The organism is Vogesella lacus (assembly GCF_979366295.1).
This window is the reverse complement of sequence record NZ_CEETQT010000008.1, coordinates 160,798-182,344: the sequence shown is the minus strand read 5'-3', so window position 1 is coordinate 182,344 and position 21,547 is coordinate 160,798. Positions and strand designations below refer to the sequence as shown.

The window sequence follows — 21,547 nt, the reverse complement described above, 5'->3', positions numbered from 1 at the left end:
CGATAAATGCTGTTGCCGGCTGGCACTGGTCATGCATCTTTCCTAAAGTTAAGCAGACCATTTTCAGAGGATGGGCGAATGCCAGCCGAAAGCGATAGGCACGCAATGCCTGCGGCCAACCCTGAGCTGGCTCAGTGGTGGCATATCCTGCTTGCCGAGCAGCCGCTGCCGGCCTTCGTGGCCAGCCGTGACGGCAAGCTTTGTTATGCCAATCCGGCGTGGCAGGGCTTGTTTGATCTGCAGCCGGACGAGGCCAGCGGCCTGGGCTGGCTTGAGCGGGTCATCGAAACCGAGCGCCACGGTGTGCAGCAGTTGTGGCTGCAGACGGTGGCCGAGGCGGCTGATTTTTCGTGTACCTGCACGCTGACTGACGGGCAGCGGGTGTTTATCCGTGCTTATCCCTTGCCGCCGGGCGACTACTATAGCGGCCGCGTGCAGCGCGCGGGCGGGCTGACCTTCCAGGACTGGGTGCGCAACGAGCGTGATGCGCTTGGCGACTTTAATGCCGTGATCGACAACCTGCCGGTGTCGACCGCCATTTACGATGCGCATGGTCATTTCCACTACATCAACAAGGCCTTTGTCCGGCAATTCGGCTATGACATCGCCGAGCTGCCGACACTCGCCCGCTGGTGGGAGCAGGCCTTTCCCGATCCGGATTACCGTCAGTCTATCGTGCGTATCCGCGAGCATCTGCTGCGCTCGCCACAACTGGCGCACGAGCTCGAATTGCGGGTGCGCTGCAAGAATGGCGAGGATCGCATCGTCCACTGCCAGCGCGTGGCGCTGAAAGCGCCTTACGACGGCCTGTTCCTGTCCAGCATGGTAGATCTGACCGATCTGCGGCAGCAGCAATGCGATATTGCCATGCGCGAGCTGCGTTATCGTCTGCTGTTTGATCACGCCGAGGTTTCGTTGTGGAATCTCGACTGCAGCGCCTTGTTCGATGCCTTGCAGGGGCTGCGCAAGCAGGGCATCAGCGATCTGGGCCGCTATCTGGCTAATGAGCCGGCCAGCAGCGAGAGCCTGCTGGCGCTGGTGCGTGTCGAAAACGTGAATGCCCGTACCCTGTCACTGTTCGAGCTGGCACCCGCTACCTTACCTAGCGTAACCATGCTGTTTCCGCAGCAAGATCAGGCGGGCTTTGCGGTCAACCTCTTGCAGGCATTCTGGGCTGGCGAGCGTTTTTATCGCGCTGAAGTGACCTTGCAGACCCGGCGTGGCAATCCGGTGCGGGTGGTCGTGTCGCTGCCGATTCCGCAATCGGGTGCCGAGGCGCTCAGCGTGCCGGCCAGCGTGCTGGATCTCACCGATATTACCGACCTCGAAAACGACTTGCGCCTGCACAGCCTGATTCTCGAAAACATGCTTGAAGGTGTGCATCTGGTCAGTGCCGAGACTGGCTGCATCGTCTATGCCAATCCGCGCATGGCGCAGATGTTCGGTTACAGCCAGTCCGAGATGCTGGGCATGCAGGTTGCTCAGTTGAATCAGCCTGGGCAGGGCGATGTGGTGGCCGAAATTCTGGCCGAAGTCGAGCGTAGCGGCAGCTGGCATGGCGAGCTGCGCAATGTCCGCAAGAATGGCGAGATGTTCTGGACGCGCGCCAATGTGGCGACGCTCGAACATACGCGGCTGGGCAAACTGTGGGTGACCTCCCAGCAGGACATTACCCAGCGTCGGCTCGCCAAGCAGATGTTGGCCGCCAAGAGTGCCGAGCTTAGCGCGGTGACCCGCATTCAGGCCGAATTCATTGAGCACCACAATGCGCAAAGCACCTTCGAAATGGTGCTGGCCCAGTTGCTGGAGCTGACCGGCAGCAAATTCGGCTTTGTTGGCGAGGTGCTGCATGATGCGGCGGGCAAGCCTTATCTGAAGACACAGGCGTTGAGCAATATTGCCTGGGACAGCGCATCGCGGCTGCTGTACCAGCGCGGCATGCGCGATGGGGTCGAGTTCCGCAATCTGGATACGCTGTTCGGCGTGGCTCTCACCAGCAAGGAGGTGGTGATTGCCAATTCGCCGCAGACCGACCCGCGCCGTGGCGGTCTGCCGGCTGGTCACCCGGCGCTGAGTTCCTTCATGGCACTACCGGTGATGCGTGGTGATGATATGGTCGGGCTGGTCGGCATAGCCAATCGTGTCGACGGGTATTCACCGGCACTGGCGAAAGAGCTGGAGCCGGTGCTGGTGACTTATGGCCAGGTAATCCAGGTATTGCGCACGCGCGAGGCATTCCGTAAAGCCAGTGCCGCGCTGGTGCAGGCCGAGCAGCGCTGGAAATTCGCCATCGAAGGTGCCGGCCACGGCGTGTGGGACTGGAATCTGGACAATGGCGAGATTGTGTATTCGGATACCTGGGAGCGGATGCTCGGTTATGAGCCCGGCACCTTGTCCGGAGATGAGCAGCACTGGCGCGAGAGTATTCACCCTGAAGACCGCGAGGCTTTCTCGCAAGCGCTGAGCCGGCATATGTGTGGCGAGACGCCGTACTATAGTGTCGAGCACCGTCTGCGTTGCCAGGATGGCAGTTACAAGTGGGTGTCCGGTCGCGGCATGCTGATGCCCCGTGACAAGGAACATGGTGCGATGCGCATTATCGGCACGCTGACCGATATCAGTATCAGCAAGCACACCGAGCAGGCCTTGCAGGCCAACCAGTCGCGTCTGGCCAGCATGATTGATGCGGCAATGGATGCAATCGTGACGACCGATGCCGACTTTCGCATCATCGTATTCAATCCGGCGGCCGAGCAGATGTTTGGCTATCGTGCGCGCGAAATGCTGGGCCAGCCCATGTCCCGGCTGCTGCCGGAAGACAAGGTGCCGGGGCATGGTGACATGATGCGCAACTTTGCCCTGCATGACGGCGCTACCCGCAAGATGCGCAGTCTGGCAGCCGGGCGGCAGGTCAGCGGTTTCCGTTCTGACGGCAGCGAGTTTCCGGTCGAGGTGTCGATTTCCTATTCCACCAATTATGGCGAGCCCATCTACACTGCCATGATCCGCGATATCACCGAGCGCAAGGCGGCCGAAGAAGAGGCCAGACGCTTTACCGCCACGCTGGAAAAGCGGGTGGCGGAAAGAACCGGCGAGCTGGACGAAGCGCGTATGCAGGCCGAAGCGGCCAACCGTGCCAAGAGTGCTTTTCTGGCTGCGATGAGTCATGAAATCCGCACACCATTAAACAGCGTGCTGGGCATGGCACACCTGACCATGCAGACCCGGCTGGATGACAAGCAGCGCGATTATCTGCAGAAAATCAGTGTCTCCGGCACCCATTTGCTGGCGCTGATCAACGATATTCTCGACTTCTCGAAAATCGAAGCCGGCAAGCTGGAATTGGATATTCATGATTTTGATCTGACGGTCTTGCTGCAGGAGCTGGCCAATCTGATGGAAGACAAGGTCAGAATGCAAGGCCTTGAATACAAAGTCATGCTTGACCCGCGTATTCCAAGATATCTGCTTGGCGATGTTCTACGCTTAAGGCAGATCTTGCTGAACCTGCTGGGTAACGCGGTGAAGTTCACCGAAAAAGGGGCTGTCACACTGGCCATTTCGCTGGCGGGGGGCGGTGAAAATCAGCCCCGTGTGCAGTTTGCGGTCAGTGATACCGGCATAGGCATAGACCGGCAGGCACAGAAAAAGCTGTTCCAGTCGTTTCAGCAGGCGGATAACTCTACCGCGCGCAAATATGGCGGTACCGGTCTGGGTCTGACCATCAGCTACCAGCTGGTGCAGCATATGGGCGGCGAGTTGACGGTGGCGAGTCAGCCGGGCAAAGGCAGTACCTTCTCGTTCATTCTTGAAATGGCGGCAGGCAGTGCCCCGGTTGACAGCAGCCAGGCGGAAGTCATTCTCGACTACCGGCAGACTCTGGCTGGCCGGCGGATACTGCTGGCGGATGATCACCCCTTCAACCAGCAAGTGGGCACCGAGCTGCTGGAAAATGTCGGCATCAGCGTGGATATCGCCGACAGTGGCAGGCAGGCAGTGGCGATGGCCAGCGGCTCAAGCTATGACCTGATCCTGATGGACATGCAGATGCCCAATCTGGATGGGGTGCAGGCGACCGAGCAGTTGCGGGCGATGCCAGAGCTGAACGGCCTGCCGATTATCGCGATGACAGCCAATGCCTCGACTGATGACCGTGAACGATGCTTTGCTGCCGGCATGAACGATTTTGTGGTCAAACCGATAGAGCCGGAACGACTGTACAAGGTACTGGCCGCCTGGCTGGGCAGGGTTGGCCGCAAGCATGAAGAGCATGTTGAGGCGGTAGTTGAGGTGGCCGAGGTGTCAGTCGCTAATGAAATACTGCTTACCGCAGACTGTATCGACGAGGAAGTCGTCAAGACCATGCTGGGGACCAACCTCGAACGGCAGCGACGCTACTTCGACAAGTTCCGTCAGGTATTGAGCCAAGGCTTGCCAGTGGTGGAAGAGGCTTGGGCCAGTGATGATGCAGTCACGGTGGCAGGCGAATGCCATCGCATGAAATCGGTTGCCCGCACTGTCGGGGCGATGCAGCTGGGAAATCTGCTGGATGCGCTGGAGATGGAGGCCAAAAGTGGCGAGCTGCTTTCATCGTCATTGCTGGCTCAGTTGAGGCAACAGTTTGATGCCTGCTGTCAGTTGCTCTTGAAGCAACAACGGCTGACAGCGGGGCTGGGGTAATCATCTTTCAATAGAACTACGGTGCACAGACATGGATACAGACAAGGCGCGCGTGCTGATTGTTGATGATGACGAGTTTATCCGCGATTTCATTGCCGATAACCTGGGTGATGATTATGAAGTCTTGTGCGCGGAAAGTGCGGCTGTGGGGCTGGCCCAGGCCGGCACTAGCCGGCCGGCCCTGATCCTGGCGGATGTGCAGATGCCCGACATGGATGGCTACCAGTTTTGCGCCGCGCTGAAGGAAGACTTTGACCTTTCGGATATCCCGGTACTGTTTTTGTCCGCACTTGACGGCATCGAAGACCGCTTGCGCGGTTTTGAGGTCGGTGGCGAAGACTTTGTCACCAAGCCGGTCAGCCCCAAGGTGTTGCAGGCCAAAATCAGCCGGGTGCTACAGCTGCAGGACGAGCGCAATGCCTTGCGCGCTCAGGCCAGTTACGCCACCAGCACGGCGATGGTGGCGATGACCAGCATGAGCGAAACCGGCATGCTGATCGAGGCATTGAAAAAATTCGGCCATAGCGCCGATTTGCTTGAGCTGGGTCGGGCGGTGCTGGAGGCGCTGGCCTTGTTTGGCCTAAATGGCGTGACTCAGCTGATCCAGCAGGATGGCCAGTCTATTGCGCTGAATGGCAAGGGGCCTGCCAGCGAGCTTGAAATCTCGGTCATGCATCATATGGCGACCATGGACCGGATTACCCAGTTCCGCAACCGTCTGGCTATCAGCTATCCGCAAGTCAGGATGGTGGTGCTGGATATGCCGCTGGATGACCCTGACCGTTGTGGCCGCTTGCGCGATCATCTGGCCATTCTGGTCGAGGCTGCCAACGAGCGGCTGCATGCTATCTACAACGAGCAGAAGTTACACCAGCGCGGCGAGGTGATTGACGACACCGTCAGGCGGCTGGTGGCGGTACTGGGCAATATCGATGCCGCCCAGCGCAAGACCCGCGCCGACTCGATTACCGTGCTTAACAGTGTGATCCGCCGCTTTGAAGAGGCGCTGGTTGGTCTGCAGCTGACAGACCGGCAGGAGCATGCGTTGTTGCATCTGGTGAAAGATGGCATGGAAGACATCTACAACGTGCAACTGGCGCAAGAGCACTTCCAGAATCAGCTGACCGAGGTTGTCAGCCAGCTCAAGGATTCCTGATCATTCCGGGCCGGGTATCAGAGGTTATCTGGCTGGGATCAATGATGGCTGGCCCGGGCGTAGGCCTATCCGGGCCGGGAGCAGATGAGTGGCGATATTGGCATCGGTATGCCGTGCCATGATGGCCAGCAAGGTGCCATCGTCTTTCATCTGTTGCAGCATCACATGCCAGCGCAGGGCATCCTGCTCGGTAAAGTCCAGTCTGGAGAGCAGGATCACGCCCTCCAGTGGCGGATCATCAGGAAAGGCGTCAAAAATCTGTGGCCGTTGGCTGACGGGCATGCGTTGCAGGTTTTTTGAAAAGGCCAGTGGATGAGCCAGTACGGCATGCACCAGCCCCTTGTCCAGGAGCTGAAACAGGTCTTCGGTATCGTTTGCATCCAGCACCTTGTTCATCGCGCGTTGCTGCTGGATGAACTCTGCCTGGCGTGGTGAATAGGCATAGCCGCGTACCACGCCCCACAGCAGATTCGGCATGCTGGCCAGAGCCTCGATAGACTTTGGCGGAATCTTCTTGTCCATCACCACCAGATTTTTGGAAACCTCATAGTGCAGGGCATATCCCAGTGCGGCTCTTTCCGGCGTCAGTGCCAGCGATGGCAGGAGATTCAGATCGCCGGTAGCCAGCATCTTGATGGAGCGCAGCCTGGGCATTTCCTCGGCACGGCTGATGGCACAGCCACTGCGCTTGCTGAGCTCTTTGATGATATCCACGTCGATGCCCGCGCCATCCTGATAATTGCCGCCCAGGTTCAGATAGCCGATGCGCAGTCCGTTTCGCGGGCAAGCCGCCAGGCTGGCCGTTGCCAACAGTAGCAGGCCGGCAACCAGCAGGGCAGATCGGAAGGTGGTGAGGGGTCTTGTCATCGGATGCCTTGTCCGGAAGGTTGCACTTTGGGCGGTATCTTCTTGCCGCGCCCGCAGGGCAGCAAAGACTAGCCATTTCCCAGTGTACACAGCCTGCGCTGATTTGCTGCTGCCATGATTACAAGTTCGTGGCGCAGTGCAGCGTAAGGCCCTAAAATAGTCCGGCTTATCCCCAACACAGCCCCTACGCTGGAGAGAACCTCAATGGCCATCATCCGTCAGGAAGATTTCATTCAGAGCATTGCTGATGCCTTTCAGTACATCAGCTGCTACCACCCAAAAGATTACATCGACGCGCTGTACAAGGCGTATCAGCACGAAGAAAGCCCGGCCGCCAAAGATGCGATGGCGCAGATCCTGATCAACAGCCGCATGTGTGCCGAAGGCCGCCGCCCGATCTGTCAGGATACCGGTATTGCCGTGGTATTCCTCAAAGTCGGCATGAAAGTGCAGTGGGACAGCACTCTCTCCGTGCAGGAAATGGTCAACGAAGGCGTGCGCCGTGCCTACAACAACCCGGACAACAAGCTGCGCGCCTCCGTGCTGCTGGATCCGGCCGGCAAGCGCCAGAACTCCAAGGACAACACCCCGGCCGTGGTGCACTTCGAGATCGTCGAAGGTGACGGCGTGGAAGTGATCTGTGCAGCCAAGGGCGGTGGCTCCGAGAACAAATCCAAGTTCTACGCACTGAACCCGTCCGACAGCATCGTTGACTGGGTGATCAAGACCGTACCGACCATGGGCGCCGGCTGGTGTCCGCCAGGCATCCTCGGCATCGGTATCGGCGGCACGCCGGAAAAAGCCATGTTGCTGGCCAAAGAATCGCTGATGGACCACGTGGACATCCACGAGCTGAAGGCCAAGGCCGACAGCGGCGCCGAGCTGAGCCGCGTTGAAGCGCTGCGTCTGGAAATCTTCGAAAAAGTGAATGCGCTGGGTATCGGCGCACAGGGTCTGGGTGGTCTGACCACCGTGCTGGACGTGAAGATTCTGGATTACCCGACTCATGCCGCCTCGCTGCCGGTTGCGATGATCCCGAACTGTGCCGCCACCCGTCACATCCACTTCCATCTGGATGGCAACGGCCCGGCCCGTCTCGACCCGCCAAGCCTGGAAGACTGGCCGGAAATCACCTACGACACCAGCAATGGCAAGCGTGTCGATCTGGACAACATCAGCAAGGAAGAAGTGGCCAGCTGGCAGCCGGGCGATGTGCTGCTCTTGAACGGCAAGATCCTGACCGGCCGCGATGCTGCGCACAAGCGCATGATCGACATGCTGAACAAGGGCGAGAAGCTGCCGGTGGACTTTACCAACCGCTTCATCTACTACGTAGGCCCGGTTGATCCGGTACGTGACGAAGTGGTTGGCCCGGCAGGCCCGACTACCGCGACCCGTATGGACAAGTTCACCCGCCAGATGCTGGAACAGACTGGCCTCTTGGGCATGATCGGCAAGGCCGAGCGTGGCCCGGCGGCGATCGACGCGATCCGTGACAACAAGGCCGTGTATCTGATGGCAGTTGGCGGTTCGGCTTACCTCGTTTCCAAGGCGATCAAGGCGTCCAAGGTGGTCGGCTTTGAAGACCTGGGCATGGAAGCGATCTACGAGTTTGAAGTGAAAGACATGCCGGTTACCGTGGCGGTGGATTCCTGTGGTACTTCGGTACACAACACCGGCCCGGCCGAGTGGCGTGTGAAGATTGGCAAGATCCCGGTCAATGCCGGCTAAGCCATCCCTTGCGGCCAACCCTGGCTGTGAAAACAAAACCCCGGCAATGCCGGGGTTTTGTTTTGCTGATCATGCGTCTGTCAGGCTGCTGTGCTAGCGGCGAAACTTGCTGCGCATCTTGTGCTTGATGGCATTCATCAGCAGCTTGCCCAGCCAGCCGGCAGCCATGAAAAACAATTTCTTCTTGATGCTCATGGCGTGGCTTACCTGCTGGCGTAGACGAATTGCTTGCCGGCGCGGTCAAACGCGACAACCTGATAAGGCTGCTTGACGCCGGTTTCCATGCCCGGGCTGCCCTGCGGCATGCCGGGTACGGCCAGTCCGACGATGGCAGGTTTTTCTTTCAGTACTTTTTTCACGAGGTCAGCCGGTACATGGCCCTCGAAAACATAGCCGTTGATGACGGCAGTGTGGCAGGAGCGCAGGGCGGCCGGCACTTTCAGCCTGTCCTTCAGCGCGCTCATCTGCTGGCTGGCATCGGATTTGAGTTCCAGCTGGTTGGCCGCAAGGTGATCTGCCCACTTGCCGCAACAGCCGCAGTGCGGGTCTTTGAACATGGTGCCGGCCGGCGCGGCCATGGCTGGCAGGCTGGCAAGCATGAATAACAGGGCAAACGCTTTCATTGCATTTCTCACATCAGGAAAACTGCAGAATAGAACGGTTTGCCGCCGGCAAGTTCCGCAAACTTGCCGGTATCCGGCTTGATTTGATTTGGCTCAAACCATCAAGTCAGGCTGCCACGCTGTACTGGCCGGAGGAGGTAGTGCTTTCTCCCTCGCCATAGGTACGCATCAGCGACATCAGCTGATGCATGATGCGGCGGTTGTCCTGGCTGGTTTCGCTGGTAGCTGTGCTGGCACTGCTGGTGCTGCTGGTGCTGCTGTCGCTACTCTGGCTGGCTTGTTGCGACTCGCGATAGGCCTGGCTTTCCTGGAAGGTCACCTTGCCGTCGCCATTGGTATCCGCCGCCGAGAAATTGCTGGCTACCTGCGAGAACAGTTCGGCCGCGGCATCATCGCCATTTTCGCTGGCGCTAGTGGCCATGGCGCTGAGCTGATCCTGACTCAGGCCCTGATCTTCGCCATCGGGTGGCGGTGGACGCATGCCGCCACCGCCCATGCCCTGCGGGCCACCCATCCCACCCATGCCGCCGCCTTCCATGCCGCCCATGCCTTGTTGCTCGCCCATGCCCTGACGGGTGCGCATGGCCTGAAACTGGCTGTCCAGCTCGCTTTGGATCTGCCGCAGGCGCTCGCTCATTTCGCTGCGGGTCACCTTGCCGTCGCTGTCGCTATCCAGCGCGCTGACCAAGGCTTCACCGTTGTCCCCCAGATCCGAGGCCTGCAAAAAGCCTTGCTGACTGGTGTCCAGCTTGCTGAACAGGTCTTCGGTCATTTCCGTGGCATCCGGCCGCTTCATGCCTCGAGGTCCGCCCTGCATGCCGTGCGGCATCATGGCCGAGGCATAACTCCCGACATTACTGATTGCACTGCTCATGATCAATCTCCCAGAGTTGATGGCTATACCGGGGGCAGGAAGACGCTCCTGTAACCGGTAAGACATGCTGACATCCGGGTGTCAGGCTGGTGTGTCGGCTTTGTATCAGGACGGATACACGCTGCCGGCCGGCAGTCGTGGCAGCCTGAGGCTGGCTTGGAGGCCACCTTCCGGGTGGTTTGCCAGCAGCAGTTCGCCACCCAGGCGGTGGGCGATATCGCGGGCGATGGTCAGGCCGAGGCCGGTGCCGCCGCTATGGCGGTTGCGCGAGTCTTCCAGCCGGTAAAACGGCTCGAAGACCTGGGCCAGCTGTTCGTCCGGAATGCCCGGCCCCGCATCGTGCAGGTTCAGCCACAGCTGTTCTTCGTGCAGTTGCAGGCTCAGCGTGGCCTTGCCGCCGCCGTAGCGCAGCACGTTTTCCAGCAGGTTATCCAGACAGCGGCGCAGGCTTTCCGGCTGGGTAAACAGGCGGCCGGCCTCGCCGCTGATGTGTAGCTGCAATTGCTGCTCGGCCCAATCTTCGGCCAGTACTTCCAGCAGGGCATCGACATCCAGCCATTGCCATTTGCCGGCATGGGCATCGTCGCGCAGATAGGCGAGGGTGGCATCCAGCATCTGCGCCATATCGTGGATGTCTTTTGCCATTTTCTGCTGTAGCGCATCGTCGTCGATCTGCAGGCTGCGCAGGCGGATGCGTGTCAGCGGCGTGCGCAAATCATGCGATACTGCCGCCAGAAAGCGGCTGCGTTCTTCCAGCTGGCGGCGCAGTTTTTGCTGCATCTGGTTAAACAGTCGTGCAGCCTCGCGGGTTTCGGCCGGACCTTGCTCGGCCAGCGGCGGGGCCTGCAGATTATTGCCAAGCAGCCTGGCGGCGGCCGTCAGCCGGGTAATTGGCTGGGCGAGGCGACGTGCGCCATACAGCGCCAGCAGGCTGACCAGCACCACGGTCAACAGCTGTGCCCACCAGAATTCGGGCGGAAAGCGCAGGCGACGTTCCGGCGGGCGATGGCCCTCGGGAGGCGGGTTGACGCCAGCTTCGTAGCGCGGTGGCGGCGGTGGTGGCGGCCGGTGTTCACGGCCGGGGCCGAAAATCATGAACAGGCTGGTAGTCACCAGATGGCTGATCAGCAATACCGCCATGGCCAGGCCGAACAGGCGGGTAAACATGGTGTCGGGAATGCGCCCTCGCATGGCTTACTCCTTCACGCAATCGAGCAGATAGCCCTCGCCCCGCACGGTTTTCAGCAGGCGCGGGGCCTTGGGGTCGTCCCCCAGCTTTTGCCGTAGCCGCGACACCAGCAAATCTATGCTGCGATCAAATACCTCCATGCTGCGCCCGCGTGCGGCATCCAGCAGCTGCTCGCGGCTCAGCACCCGTTGCGGCCGTTCGAGAAAGGCGCACAGCAGGCGGTATTCGGCATGTGACAGCGGCACCAGCACCGCGTCCGGGGTGGTGACTTCGCGTTTGACGTGATGCAGCGACCAGCCGGCAAAGCGCACGATGTCGGGCGGCGCAAGGTTGGCCGCAGGGCTGCGGCGCAGGCGGCGCAACACACTGTGGATGCGCGCCAGAAGCTCGCGCGGGTCAAACGGCTTCACCACATAATCATCGGCCCCCAGCTCCAGCCCGACAATCTTGTCTACCGCCTCGCCGCGTGCGGTCAGCATGATCACCGGTATATCGCTGTGCTGGCGCAGCTGGCGGCACAGCGACAGGCCGTCCTCGCCCGGCAGCATCAGATCCAGAATCACCAGGTCGTAGGCGTTGGCCAGCATTGCCGCGCGCATGCCGCGACCGTCCGGTACGGTGTCGCAGTGCAGGGCAAAACCCTGCAGATAATCGGCCAGCAGGCTGCGGATTTCGGGGTCATCGTCCACCAGCAAAAGGCGGGGCAGGGTATCGGGCATGGTGTCGTCGGCTGAGATGGCAAACAGTGTGGGCAGCATATCGTCAGCCGCCAGCGGCAACAATGCCGTGCTGCTGTATCACTGGCGTGTCACTTGTGTACCAGGCTTGATACAAAGGGTGGCTAGGATGGCCGGATTTGTCCGCAAGCTGGCGCAGGCAGGCATCGTCGTGCAGCGCTGGCTGGCCGACAATGGCTGCACTAACCACCTGACGGAGACGCCGCCATGTCGCAATCTGCCCTGATCGTTATTGATGTCCAGCAGTCCTTCCAGCACCGCGAGTTCTGGGACGAGGCCGATCTGCCGGCTTATCGCCAGCAGCAGCTGGCGCTGATTGCCGGCGCAAAGGCGCGCGGCGTGCCCATCGTTTACATCCTGCACCAGAACCCAGACGGCGATGGCCCGTTCAGCGCGGCCAGCGGCCATGTGCGGCTGATGGACTGGATGCCGGCCGATGCGGCCAACGTGACCTTCATCAAGCATGTCCACAACGCATTCACCGACACCGGCTTGCAAGCCTGGCTTGATGCGCGCGGCATCACGCGGCTGATCATCAGCGGCATCCGCAGCGAGCAATGCTGCGAAACTACCAGCCGTGTCGGCAGCGATCTCGGTTATCAGGTCGATTATGTCAGCGAGGCGACGCTGACCTTTGCCATGACCCACCCCGTAAGCGGCCGCGTGTACAGCCCGCAGCAGATCATCGAAAAAACCGAGTTGGTGCTGGCCGGCCGCTTTGCCGAAATTCACACCGTAGCCAGCGTGCTGGCGCGGCTGGACAGCGAATCTGTCGCCTGAGGAGAACAGCATGCTGGCCTTGCGTCCGACTTGTGAACACTGCAACAAGCCCCTGCCGCCCGACTCGTCCGAGGCGCGCATCTGCAGCTATGAATGCACCTTCTGCGCCGACTGTGCCGAGCGCCTGCTGGCCAATACCTGTCCCAATTGCGGCGGCGGTTTTGTGCCGCGGCCGATACGGCCGGCGCAGCACTGGGTCGGCGGCAACTGGCTGGGGGCGCATCCGCCCAGCCTCGCTGTGGTGTACCGGCCGGTAGATCTGGATGCACATGCACGCCTGCTGGCGGCGCAGGCCGGGCGGCCAGCCGCCTTGCGTTAAGGCCTGGCGACTGTGCGGCAGAAATGCGAACACACTGTTGCTGTCGGCGGACAGGACAAATGGTTAATCTGGCAGCATCCGGCTTGCGGCCAACGTAGCGCAGTCAAACCGACAAGGAGTCAGGCATGAACTGGCAGGACAGACTGATCGCACTCGCCATCGTGGCGGTGTGGGGATTCAACTTTGTGGTGATCAAATGGGGTGTGGCCGGCGTGCCGCCCTTCCTGCTCGGCGGTTTGCGCTTTGCCGCGGCGGCCGGCATCGGCCTCTTGTTTGTGCGCCGTCCGGCCTTGCCGTGGCGCTGGCTGGCGCTGTACGGGCTGGCGGTCGGCTTTGGCCAGTTTGCTTGTCTGTTTACCGCCATCAAGCTGGGCATGCCGGCGGGTCTTGCCTCTATCGTCTTGCAATCGCAGGCCTTCTTTACCTTGCTGATCGGCATGCTGTGGCTGCGCGAGAGCTTTACCGGCTGGCAGCTGGCCGGCCTCGTCATCGGCAGTGGCGGTCTGTACCTGATTGGTGGCTTGGGGGCGGCCAACCTGCCGCTGTTGGGCTTCGTGCTGACACTGTGTGGGGCGGTGTGCTGGGCGCTGTCGAATGTGGTGGTGCGGCGCATTGTCAGCGCCGGCTACAAGCCCGATATGCTGGGCCTGGTGGTGTGGAGCAGCCTGATTCCGATTGTGCCTTTCCTCACGCTGTCGGCACTGTTTGAAAGCGACAAGATAGACTGGGCGCTGGTCGCCACGCCGCAAAGCCTGTTTGCGATTGCTTATCTTGCGCTGATTGCCACCTTGTTCGGCTACGGCCAGTGGAGCAAGCTGTTGAGTCGCCATGCGGCCAACGTGGTGGCGCCGTTCTCCTTGCTGGTGCCGTTTTTCGGTGTGCTGTCGGCAGCGCTGGTGCTGGGCGAGCGCCTGAGTTTCTGGCAACTGGCTGGCGGTGCGCTGCTGCTGGCTGGTCTTGCCGTGAATGTGTTCGGCCCGCGCCTGCTGTCACGCTGGCGCAAACCGGTGCCGGCCTGAATCAATGAATAGCCAGCCTTGGCCGGACTAGGTCAGGGTTGGCCGCAAAGCAGAAGAGAAACATGACAGAGCTGATCATCCGGGCGGCCAGCGCCGCCGACTACGCCGCCTGGCGGCCGCTGTGGGATGGCTATAACGCCTTTTACGGCCGCAGCGGCGACACCGCACTGGCCGAAGACATCACCCAGCTGACCTGGCAGCGCTTTCTCGATGCCGCCGAACCGATGCACGCCTTGCTGGCCGAACGCGATGGCCAGCTGCTGGGCATCGTGCATTATCTGTTCCACCGCAATACCACCATGCGCGACTACGCCTGCTATCTGCAGGACCTCTACACCGTGCCGGCAGCGCGCGGGCAGGGTGTGGCCAGACAGCTGATCGAGGCCGTCGCCAGCGCGGCGCGTGCGGCCGGCAGCCCCTGCGTGTACTGGCACACCCATCACACCAATCACACCGCAATGCAGCTGTACGACAAGGTCGCCAGCCATAGCGGCTTTGTGCTGTATCGCAAGACTTTGTAAAGGACAAGCATGAAACTCTACCGCCTGATTACCGGCCCTGACGATGCTACTTTCTGCCACCGCATCAGCGCGGCTCTGAACCGTGGCTGGCAGCTGCACGGCAACCCGACGCTGACTTTCAACGGCGACACGGTGATCGCCGGTCAGGCCATCGTCAAGGAAGTCGACGGCGACTACCACCCCGACATCAAGCTGGGCGAGCTGTAAGCACGCAAGGTTGGCCGCATGAAAGACGTTTATTTCCTGCTCACCCCGCGTTATCTCGCGCTGGATTTCGTCGGCCCGGCCGAAGCCTTTCGCATGGCGCTGGACGAAGGTGCGCCGTTTCGCCTGCATATCGCCGGGCCGGACACCGAATGCGTGAGTTCGCTCGGCATGTTGTCGCGCATCGATCCGCTGCCGGAAACCTTGGCCGCAGGCAGTCTGGTGATTCTGGTCGGCACGGTGAATGAAGACGAAGACTACGCCACGCCGGCGGCGCGACAGCTGGTGGCGTGGCTGCGCCAGCACATCACGGCCGAGGTCAGCCTCGCTACGGTCTGTTCCGGCGCGCTGTTGGCCGGCATGGCCGGCTTGCTCGATGGCCGCGCCTGCACCACGCATCACAGCATTACCGCCAAGCTGGCGGCGACGGCCCCAGCGGCGCGGGTGGTCGATAACCGCATCTTTGTCGAGGATGGCCATATCGCCACTTCGGCCGGCATCACCACCGGCATGGATCTGGCGCTGGCGCTGATCGAGCGTCACGCCGGCCCCGATGTCGCCGCCCGCGTGGCGCGGCGCATGGTGCTGTACAGCCGCCGCGCCGGCGATGATCCGCAGCAGTCACCGTGGCTGGCGTTTCGCAACCATCTGCATCCGGCCGTGCACCGCGCGCAAGACCTGATTGCGCGCGACCCGGCGCAACACTGGGCCGTCGATGCGCTGGCGGCCAACGTTCACCTCAGCGCGCGCCACCTGACGCGGCTGTTTCGCGAGCAGGCCGGCATCGGCATCGTCGAATACCAGCAGCGCCTGCGCGTGGCGGTGGTGCGCCAGCTGTTGCAGCAGGGCACGCCGGTCGAGCGTGCGGCCGAGGGCGCAGGCTTTGCCTCGGCGCGCGATATGCGGCGGGTGTGGCAAAAATTCGAGCAGACGCCACCGGGCCGTTTCAGCACAGTCTGAACACGCTACTTGCAAAGGTTGGCCGCAAAGCTGCTAAAAATCGTACAATTGCCGATTGTTTTTAGTGGTGCCTGCCATGACACGTTTTTCTGAAGCCGAAGCCAAGCCCGGCCTGCACTTTCGCAGCAAACACCGCGAGCGTTACGACTTTGCCGCGCTGATTGCGGCCAACCCCGAGCTGGCCGATTACGTGCGCCTGAACGAGCACGGCATCGAGACCGTCGACTTTCACGACCCGGCCGCCGTCAAGGCGCTGAACCGTGCCTTGCTGATGCACCACTATGGCGTGGTGTTCTGGGACATCCCGCCCGGCTATCTGTGCCCGCCGGTACCCGGCCGCGCCGACTATCTGCACCACATTGCCGACCTCCTGGCCAAGAGCAACAAGGGCACCATCCCCAAGCGCGTCACCGTGCTGGATATCGGCGTCGGTGCCAACTGCATCTACCCCATCGTTGGCCGCAGCGCCTACGGCTGGCGTTTTGTCGGTGCCGATATCGACGCCGGCGCCTTGCGCATGGCCAAGCTGATCATCGACGCCAACCCGCTGCTGAAGGGCAGCGTGCAGCTGCGCCAGCAGACGCACGAAGGCGATATCTTCGACGGCATCATCAAGCGTGACGAGCGTTTTGACCTCACCATCTGCAACCCGCCATTCCACAGCTCGGCCGAAGAAGCCGCCGAAACCAATCGCCGCAAGGTAGCCAAGCTGACCGGGCAGAAGCCGGCCGAGCTGAACCCGAACTTTGCCGGCCAGCACAACGAACTGTGGTGCGAAGGTGGCGAAGAAGTCTTCCTCGCCACCATGGCGCGCCAGAGCGAACGCCACGGCAAGCGCGTGGCGTGGTTCAGCAGCCTGGTTTCCCGCCAGCAAAACCTCAAGGGCATGCAGCGCGAGCTGGAAATGTGCGGTGCTACGCATGTGGTAGTGCTGCCGATGGCGCAAGGCCAGAAAGCCAGCCGCATCATCGCCTGGACCTTCATGGACAAGGAAGCGCTGCAGGCATGGGCAGAAAGCCGCTGGGAGGCGTAAGCCTTTAGCTTGCGACGAAAGAAAGCCGGTCAGATATCTGACCGGCTTTTTTTATGGTTGAAGCGGAGCTTGAGTCCCTTGCGAGCTTGGCTTATTTGAGGCGGAACAGATTACGCAAAGCCAGACCTGCGAAGAATAGGCAGGCCAGCGTCAAAAGCTTGTGCGCAGCCAGCAAAGTGGCCGGTATTTTTTCTTTTAATGTCTCGAAGGATTTGAGCTTGTCGAAACCGGTCAGCGGCAGGGATTGAGCGAAGCTGAGATCCAGCCAGTGCCATTGCACCTGACAATCCGGCAAGGGGGAAATGCAGTAAGTCATCGCTTCTGCGCCTTGGCTGTAGCTGCCATAAACAAAGGCAAAAATGATCAGCAGCAGTAAATACCCAGCCAAAGGACGCCACAGGCTAAAGCCGTAATCGCTAAAAATTTTATATAGCCAGTAAGGCCACCTAGCGCCCAATACTGGCCATTTATATTGAAACCAAGGCAAACGCTTTGCCTCTTCTGCCATTTCCAGCTTGAAGAAAAGTTGCTCTTCGCGCAGCGCTTGCTGCTTGTTGAAAGCCAGCTTCAGGGTGCGATAAGCACGGGCAGCTTCGTCGCTGCCGCTGGCAGGCGGGAACACCGCACCATCAAAAGTCGTATCCTGATGCAACTCGCAGCCGTGGAATTTCGGGGCTTGGTCAAACTGCACGTGGCGGCGAGGTTCGGGATCGTTTTCCCATAGCAATTCACCCTTTTCATCAAACTGTGCCCGTCCGTGCTCGTCTCGCTGCACACGCTTTCTTTGATAGTCAGCTAGAAGTTTGCCGAAGTTAGTGTGACCGGTGAATTTGCGACTGGAAAAATTGACCTCGCCAGAAAAGTGCGCACCAGCGAAGTTGACCTGCTGGAAACTATCCGGGGTTAGCCCTCTATCTTCAGCCCATTTTTTGGCTGCCTGATAATGTTCGTCATCCCGGTAATACGGTTGACACGCTGCCCAACTGGCACCTTGGAATCTAGCCCAATTACCCCACTGAGCACCTTGTAAATCAGCCTCATAACCCCACTGGGCATGGCTAAAGTCAGCATAATTCCCAAACACAAATCCCGAAAAGTCTACCGGGCTTTCCCGAAAATCCACACCGGAAAAATCAGCAGAATTCCTAAACCAAGGTAATTCACCTGTCACCGGAAACGCCTCCCGCCAGGCATTCCACGCATCTTTCCCTAGTCGTGCCAGCGCCAGACATCCGGCTTTGCTGATGTTGTCAGGGGTGCCATTTTCAGGGTTGGTAAATAACTCCTGCACTTCTGGCGGCAGGGTGGTGAGGCGTTCGGTGACGGATAGCGCTGTGGCGTTGGCGATGTCGTTCATGGGGTTGTGCTTGATGGCGATAGATGAAAATGCGCATCGCATTGTAACAGCCCGTTCAGGTTTGCCGGGTATGGCTGGCACAGACGTGACAAGGGCCGGTCTGTTGACCGGCCCTTGCGCGTGTTTGAGCGTGGCGGAGCTTACTCGCCCGCGGCCTTCGCTGCGGCTGCGCGCAGTTTGTCTTTCTTGCTCATGCGCTTGCCCTTGATGCCGCCGTTGTCGTCGGCTGCGGCCAACCTTGGTTCCGGGGTGTCGGTGGCGGGGAAGGCTGGCAGCTGTTCGCGTGTGATGCGTAGCCCCAGTCGCTTTTCGATCAGGCGCATGTGGGCGCGGCTGTCGGCGTCGATCAGGCTGATGGCCAGGCCCGTTTCGCCGGCGCGGCCGGTGCGGCCGATGCGGTGGGTGTAGTCTTGCGGCGAGCGCGGTAGCTCCAGATTGATGACGACCGGCAGCGCCGGGATGTCGATGCCACGGGCGGCGAGGTCGGTGGCTACCAGCACGCGCAGGGTGCCGTTTTTCAGATTGTCGAGCACGCGCTCGCGGCGGCCTTGCGCTAGCTCGCCATGCAGCGCGGCGGCGCGGATGCCTTCGCGTTGCAGCCATTCGGCCAGTTTTGCCGCGTCGTGCTTGCTGTTGATGAATACCAGCAGTTGCGGCCAACTTTCGCTATCCAGCAGATGCTTGAGCACGGCGTGGCGGTCGGCAGCATTGATGTCGATGGCGCGCTGGCTGATGGCCGGCGTGGCGGCGGCTTCGAGCCGGATTTCCTTGGGTGAACTCAGCAGGCTGCGTGCCAGCTTCTGCACGTTGGCCGCAAAGGTGGCGGAGAACAGCAGCGTCTGCCGTTTGGCCGGCAGCTGTTCGAGAATCGCTTGCAGCTCGTCGGCAAAGCCGAGTGCCAGCAGGCGGTCGGCTTCGTCCAGCACCAGGGTTTGCAGCGAGGACAGATTGACGGCGTTGTTGGCGATGAGGTCGAGCAGACGGCCGGGCGTGGCGACGATGAAATCGGCCCCGCCGCGCAGCGCCATCAGCTGCGGGTTGATCGACACGCCACCGTAGGCGACGACGATCTTGAGCTTCGCTTCGACTGGCGCGAACTGCAGCAGGGTGCTGCCGACTTGCTGCGCCAGCTCGCGCGTGGGCAGCAGGATCAGCGTGCAGGCCTTGCGGCCAACCTGGCTGATGGCTTGATGCAGCAGCGGCAGGCAGTAGGCGGCGGTCTTGCCCGAGCCGGTGCTGGCGCAGGCCAGCAGGTCTTGGCCGCCGAGGACGGCGGGAATCGCGGCTTGCTGGATAGGGGTGGGCGTGGTGAAGCCGGCAGCAGCAAGGCCGCGCAGCAGCGCCGGGTCAAGCGCGAGTTCGGAAAAAGACATGGTGAGGCAGACCGTCGCTGAAAAAACAAGCCGGCAAGTTTACGGGCTTTCGCCGGCTTCGGCCAGCAGCGGCAGGCCTTGCTGTTCGTGCGCGAGCAGCCATTGTTTGCGCGGGATGCCGCCGGCAAAGCCGGTCAGCGCGCCATTGCTGGACAAGAGGCGATGGCAGGGCACGATGATGGTCAGCGGGTTGCGACCGGTGGCGGCACCGACGGCGCGGGCGGCCGATGGTTTGCCCAAGCTTGCGGCCAACTCGCCGTAGCTGGCGGTGTGGCCAAAGCCGATCTGGCGCAGCTGCGCCCACACCGCGTGCTGGAAGGCGGTGCCTTGCGGCGCGAGCGGCAGCTCGAAAACCTGGCGCTGGCCGGCAAACCATTCGGCCAGCTGGGCGGCCGCGGCCAACAGTACGGCGTGTTGCGCATCGTGCTGCCAGTCGGGCTGGATGCCGGCAAAGTGCGCCTGGCCTTCAAACCACGCGCCGATCAGGCCCTCAGGGTTGGCCGCCAGAATCATCTCGCCCAGCGGGGTGGGCGCGCTCATCCAGTAGATGCTCATTTTTCTTTCTCCTTGTTGGCGTTTTCGCCAAGTTGCCGCCACAGGTGCAAGGTGGCGTAGGCGCGCCACGGTTGCCACTGGCGGGCCAGTTCGTCGGCCTCGCGTGCCTTGCTGCAACCTAGCGCCTTCATCAGTGCGACATCGCCGCTGGGCCAGGCGTCCGGCTCGCCCAGTGCGCGCAGGGCGATGTATTGCGCTGTCCAGCGGCCGATGCCGGGCAGGGCTTCGAGCCGGGCGATGGTATCGGCAGCGTCCGCGCCGGGTGTCAGCGGCAGGCCGTCCTGCACCGCCTGCGCCAGTGCCAGCATCGCGCCGCCACGCTGGCGCACGATGCCGAGGCTGCCCAGCTGATCGACACTGCTGGCCAGCAGCTGGGCCGGGGTTGGAAACAGATGGCTGATCTCGCTAAACGGCGTGGCAATCGGCGTGCCCAGCGCGGCAACGACGCGGCCGGCCAGTGTATGTGCGGCCTTTACCGTGACCTGCTGGCCGAGTATCGCGCGGATGGCCATTTCAAAACCATCGACACAGCCGGGCACGCGCAGGCCGGGTGCATCCGCGGCCAAATCGCCGAGTGCATCGGCAATCAGCTGCGGCTCGGCACTCAGGTCACACAAATGGCTGACGCGGGCGAGGATGGCCGGCAGCGCCGGCAACAGGCTTGGTGCGACGGTCAATAGCAGCTCGGGCTTGTCCTTGTCGCTGGCGCGCAGGCTCAGCCAGCCTTGCAAGGTGTCTTCGCCGTGGGTCAGCTGTACGCTGCGGCGGTATTCGCCATCGGCGACGCTCTCGACGCCGCGAATGCTGCGGGTGGCGAGAAAGGCCAATAACCGTGGCCAGTCCAGCGGCGGGCGGTAGGCAAGGCGCAGGGTCAGCGCCTCGCTGGCTGGCGTGAGCCGGGTATTGCGGCGCAGCTGGCCCGGCGTCAGCCGGTAATGTTGCTGCCACAGCGCATTGAAACGGCGCACGCTGCCAAAGCCGGCCGCCAGCGCGACTTCGGTCAGCGGCAGGCTGGTTTCGGTCAGCAGCCGTTTGGCCGTCAGCAAGCGGCGGGTCTGCGCGTAAGCCAGCGGGCTGACGCCGATGGCCTCGGCAAAAATACGGCGCAGGTGGCGGCTGCTGATGCCGATGCGTGCGGCCAACCTTTCTTCGTCGTGTTCATCTAGAAAGCCGCTGTCGATCAGCCGCGCCGCCCGCCATGCGAGGCTGGATGGCATGTCCAGCCGCGACAGACCGGGTGCCAGCTCTGGCCGGCACAGCAGGCAGGGGCGAAAGCCGGCGGCTTCGGCCGCGGCGGCGTGGGCGAAAAAGCGGCAGTTGGCGGCCTTGGGCGTGCGCACGCGGCAGACCGGGCGGCAGTAGATGCCGGTGCTGGTAACACCGACAAAAAAGCGCCCGTCAAAGCGGCGGTCTCGTGCACAGAGCGCGCGGTAGAGGGAATCGTGTTCGCTGTCCATGCCTGCATTATGCGTGATTGACGCTGGCTGACTCGCCGTTTTCGGACATGAGGTTGGCCGCAGTCTTGCCGTGGGTGTCGCGCGAGTATGGTTGACGGCGGCATTCTATAGC

At 61.5% G+C, this 21,547-nt stretch carries 19 protein-coding genes; 10 read left to right on the top strand and 9 right to left on the bottom strand.

Annotation, left to right across the window (positions count from 1 at the left end; translation table 11 throughout):
• Positions 1-78: 78 nt before the first annotated feature.
• Both ACZ9W6_RS12055 and ACZ9W6_RS12050 read left to right on the top strand, forming a co-directional pair.
• Positions 79-4,680, top strand: coding sequence for a PAS domain S-box protein (locus tag ACZ9W6_RS12055; protein ID WP_465191407.1), 4,602 nt, complete (start codon positions 79-81; stop codon positions 4,678-4,680).
• Positions 4,681-4,711: 31 nt separating this feature from the next.
• Positions 4,712-5,836: a response regulator gene (locus tag ACZ9W6_RS12050; RefSeq protein WP_465191406.1), complete on the top strand. Its 1,125-nt coding sequence runs from the start codon at positions 4,712-4,714 to the stop codon at positions 5,834-5,836.
• A gap of 24 nt (positions 5,837-5,860) precedes the next feature.
• On the opposite strand, the gene ACZ9W6_RS12045 is transcribed toward ACZ9W6_RS12050, so the two are convergent.
• Positions 5,861-6,703 (bottom strand): substrate-binding periplasmic protein, encoded by an 843-nt coding sequence (locus ACZ9W6_RS12045; protein ID WP_465191405.1) that lies wholly within the window; start codon positions 6,701-6,703, stop codon positions 5,861-5,863.
• A 204-nt stretch (positions 6,704-6,907) separates the two neighbouring features.
• Between ACZ9W6_RS12045 and ACZ9W6_RS12040 the strand changes: the two genes are divergently transcribed.
• The gene (locus ACZ9W6_RS12040; RefSeq protein ID WP_465191404.1) at positions 6,908-8,434 is read left to right on the top strand and encodes a fumarate hydratase; all 1,527 of its coding nucleotides are present in this window, start codon (positions 6,908-6,910) and stop codon (positions 8,432-8,434) included.
• A 203-nt stretch (positions 8,435-8,637) separates the two neighbouring features.
• Here ACZ9W6_RS12040 and ACZ9W6_RS12035 read toward each other — a convergent pair whose 3' ends face one another.
• From ACZ9W6_RS12035 to ACZ9W6_RS12020, 4 genes are all read right to left on the bottom strand, one after another.
• Entirely contained in the window at positions 8,638-9,057 is a 420-nt protein-coding gene (locus ACZ9W6_RS12035) for a DUF411 domain-containing protein (protein ID WP_465191403.1), read from the bottom strand.
• 106 nt (positions 9,058-9,163) lie between these two features.
• Complete coding sequence (locus tag ACZ9W6_RS12030; protein ID WP_465191402.1) at positions 9,164-9,931, bottom strand: EF-hand domain-containing protein; 768 nt, start codon at positions 9,929-9,931, stop codon at positions 9,164-9,166.
• 105 nt (positions 9,932-10,036) lie between these two features.
• Positions 10,037-11,122 (bottom strand): ATP-binding protein, encoded by a 1,086-nt coding sequence (locus tag ACZ9W6_RS12025; RefSeq protein ID WP_465191401.1) that lies wholly within the window; start codon positions 11,120-11,122, stop codon positions 10,037-10,039.
• 3 nt (positions 11,123-11,125) lie between these two features.
• Positions 11,126-11,878, bottom strand: a complete 753-nt coding sequence (locus ACZ9W6_RS12020; RefSeq protein ID WP_465191400.1) for a response regulator — start codon at positions 11,876-11,878, stop codon at positions 11,126-11,128.
• Positions 11,879-12,064: 186 nt separating this feature from the next.
• Between ACZ9W6_RS12020 and ACZ9W6_RS12015 the strand changes: the two genes are divergently transcribed.
• From ACZ9W6_RS12015 to rlmF, 7 genes are all read left to right on the top strand, one after another.
• Positions 12,065-12,637, top strand: a complete 573-nt coding sequence (locus tag ACZ9W6_RS12015) for an isochorismatase family protein (RefSeq protein ID WP_465191399.1) — start codon at positions 12,065-12,067, stop codon at positions 12,635-12,637.
• 10 nt (positions 12,638-12,647) lie between these two features.
• A complete protein-coding gene (locus tag ACZ9W6_RS12010) occupies positions 12,648-12,956 on the top strand; it encodes a DUF1272 domain-containing protein (protein ID WP_465191398.1) in 309 nt (102 codons plus the stop codon).
• A 125-nt stretch (positions 12,957-13,081) separates the two neighbouring features.
• Entirely contained in the window at positions 13,082-13,975 is an 894-nt protein-coding gene (locus tag ACZ9W6_RS12005) for an EamA family transporter (protein WP_465191397.1), read from the top strand.
• A 62-nt stretch (positions 13,976-14,037) separates the two neighbouring features.
• Positions 14,038-14,496: an N-acetyltransferase family protein gene (locus ACZ9W6_RS12000; RefSeq protein ID WP_465191396.1), complete on the top strand. Its 459-nt coding sequence runs from the start codon at positions 14,038-14,040 to the stop codon at positions 14,494-14,496.
• A 9-nt stretch (positions 14,497-14,505) separates the two neighbouring features.
• The gene (locus ACZ9W6_RS11995; protein ID WP_465191395.1) at positions 14,506-14,703 is read left to right on the top strand and encodes a DUF1737 domain-containing protein; all 198 of its coding nucleotides are present in this window, start codon (positions 14,506-14,508) and stop codon (positions 14,701-14,703) included.
• Positions 14,704-14,721: 18 nt separating this feature from the next.
• Positions 14,722-15,660 (top strand): GlxA family transcriptional regulator, encoded by a 939-nt coding sequence (locus tag ACZ9W6_RS11990; protein ID WP_465191394.1) that lies wholly within the window; start codon positions 14,722-14,724, stop codon positions 15,658-15,660.
• Between the two features lie 76 nt (positions 15,661-15,736).
• Positions 15,737-16,693 (top strand): 23S rRNA (adenine(1618)-N(6))-methyltransferase RlmF, encoded by a 957-nt coding sequence (gene rlmF, locus ACZ9W6_RS11985; RefSeq protein ID WP_465191393.1) that lies wholly within the window; start codon positions 15,737-15,739, stop codon positions 16,691-16,693.
• Positions 16,694-16,784: 91 nt separating this feature from the next.
• On the opposite strand, the gene ACZ9W6_RS11980 is transcribed toward rlmF, so the two are convergent.
• The 4 genes from ACZ9W6_RS11980 to ACZ9W6_RS11965 form a co-directional block, all read right to left on the bottom strand.
• Positions 16,785-18,050, bottom strand: a complete 1,266-nt coding sequence (locus ACZ9W6_RS11980) for a hypothetical protein (protein ID WP_465191392.1) — start codon at positions 18,048-18,050, stop codon at positions 16,785-16,787.
• A gap of 140 nt (positions 18,051-18,190) precedes the next feature.
• Complete coding sequence (locus tag ACZ9W6_RS11975; RefSeq protein ID WP_465191391.1) at positions 18,191-19,423, bottom strand: DEAD/DEAH box helicase; 1,233 nt, start codon at positions 19,421-19,423, stop codon at positions 18,191-18,193.
• 39 nt (positions 19,424-19,462) lie between these two features.
• A complete protein-coding gene (locus ACZ9W6_RS11970; RefSeq protein ID WP_465191390.1) occupies positions 19,463-19,978 on the bottom strand; it encodes a methylated-DNA--[protein]-cysteine S-methyltransferase in 516 nt (171 codons plus the stop codon).
• Positions 19,975-21,435, bottom strand: a complete 1,461-nt coding sequence (locus ACZ9W6_RS11965; RefSeq protein WP_465191389.1) for an AlkA N-terminal domain-containing protein — start codon at positions 21,433-21,435, stop codon at positions 19,975-19,977. The genes ACZ9W6_RS11970 and ACZ9W6_RS11965 overlap by 4 nt, the downstream gene beginning before the upstream one ends.
• Positions 21,436-21,547: the final 112 nt, after the last annotated feature.

Bases quoted from the DNA above. Each gene is read 5' to 3' on its own strand.
- ACZ9W6_RS11965 (WP_465191389.1), bottom strand. From the start codon at position 21,435: ATGGACAGCGAACACGATTCCCTCTACCGCGCGCTCTGTGCACGAGAC.
- ACZ9W6_RS12035 (WP_465191403.1), bottom strand. From the start codon at position 9,057: ATGAAAGCGTTTGCCCTGTTATTCATGCTTGCCAGCCTGCCAGCCATG.
- ACZ9W6_RS12025 (WP_465191401.1), bottom strand. From the start codon at position 11,122: ATGCGAGGGCGCATTCCCGACACCATGTTTACCCGCCTGTTCGGCCTG.
- ACZ9W6_RS12015 (WP_465191399.1), top strand. From the start codon at position 12,065: ATGTCGCAATCTGCCCTGATCGTTATTGATGTCCAGCAGTCCTTCCAG.
- ACZ9W6_RS11970 (WP_465191390.1), bottom strand. From the start codon at position 19,978: ATGAGCATCTACTGGATGAGCGCGCCCACCCCGCTGGGCGAGATGATT.
- rlmF (WP_465191393.1), top strand. From the start codon at position 15,737: ATGACACGTTTTTCTGAAGCCGAAGCCAAGCCCGGCCTGCACTTTCGC.
- ACZ9W6_RS11975 (WP_465191391.1), bottom strand. From the start codon at position 19,423: ATGTCTTTTTCCGAACTCGCGCTTGACCCGGCGCTGCTGCGCGGCCTT.
- ACZ9W6_RS12020 (WP_465191400.1), bottom strand. From the start codon at position 11,878: ATGCTGCCCACACTGTTTGCCATCTCAGCCGACGACACCATGCCCGAT.
- ACZ9W6_RS11995 (WP_465191395.1), top strand. From the start codon at position 14,506: ATGAAACTCTACCGCCTGATTACCGGCCCTGACGATGCTACTTTCTGC.
- ACZ9W6_RS12045 (WP_465191405.1), bottom strand. From the start codon at position 6,703: ATGACAAGACCCCTCACCACCTTCCGATCTGCCCTGCTGGTTGCCGGC.
- ACZ9W6_RS11990 (WP_465191394.1), top strand. From the start codon at position 14,722: ATGAAAGACGTTTATTTCCTGCTCACCCCGCGTTATCTCGCGCTGGAT.
- ACZ9W6_RS12000 (WP_465191396.1), top strand. From the start codon at position 14,038: ATGACAGAGCTGATCATCCGGGCGGCCAGCGCCGCCGACTACGCCGCC.
- ACZ9W6_RS12005 (WP_465191397.1), top strand. From the start codon at position 13,082: ATGAACTGGCAGGACAGACTGATCGCACTCGCCATCGTGGCGGTGTGG.
- ACZ9W6_RS12040 (WP_465191404.1), top strand. From the start codon at position 6,908: ATGGCCATCATCCGTCAGGAAGATTTCATTCAGAGCATTGCTGATGCC.
- ACZ9W6_RS11980 (WP_465191392.1), bottom strand. From the start codon at position 18,050: ATGAACGACATCGCCAACGCCACAGCGCTATCCGTCACCGAACGCCTC.
- ACZ9W6_RS12010 (WP_465191398.1), top strand. From the start codon at position 12,648: ATGCTGGCCTTGCGTCCGACTTGTGAACACTGCAACAAGCCCCTGCCG.
- ACZ9W6_RS12055 (WP_465191407.1), top strand. From the start codon at position 79: ATGCCAGCCGAAAGCGATAGGCACGCAATGCCTGCGGCCAACCCTGAG.
- ACZ9W6_RS12050 (WP_465191406.1), top strand. From the start codon at position 4,712: ATGGATACAGACAAGGCGCGCGTGCTGATTGTTGATGATGACGAGTTT.
- ACZ9W6_RS12030 (WP_465191402.1), bottom strand. From the start codon at position 9,931: ATGAGCAGTGCAATCAGTAATGTCGGGAGTTATGCCTCGGCCATGATG.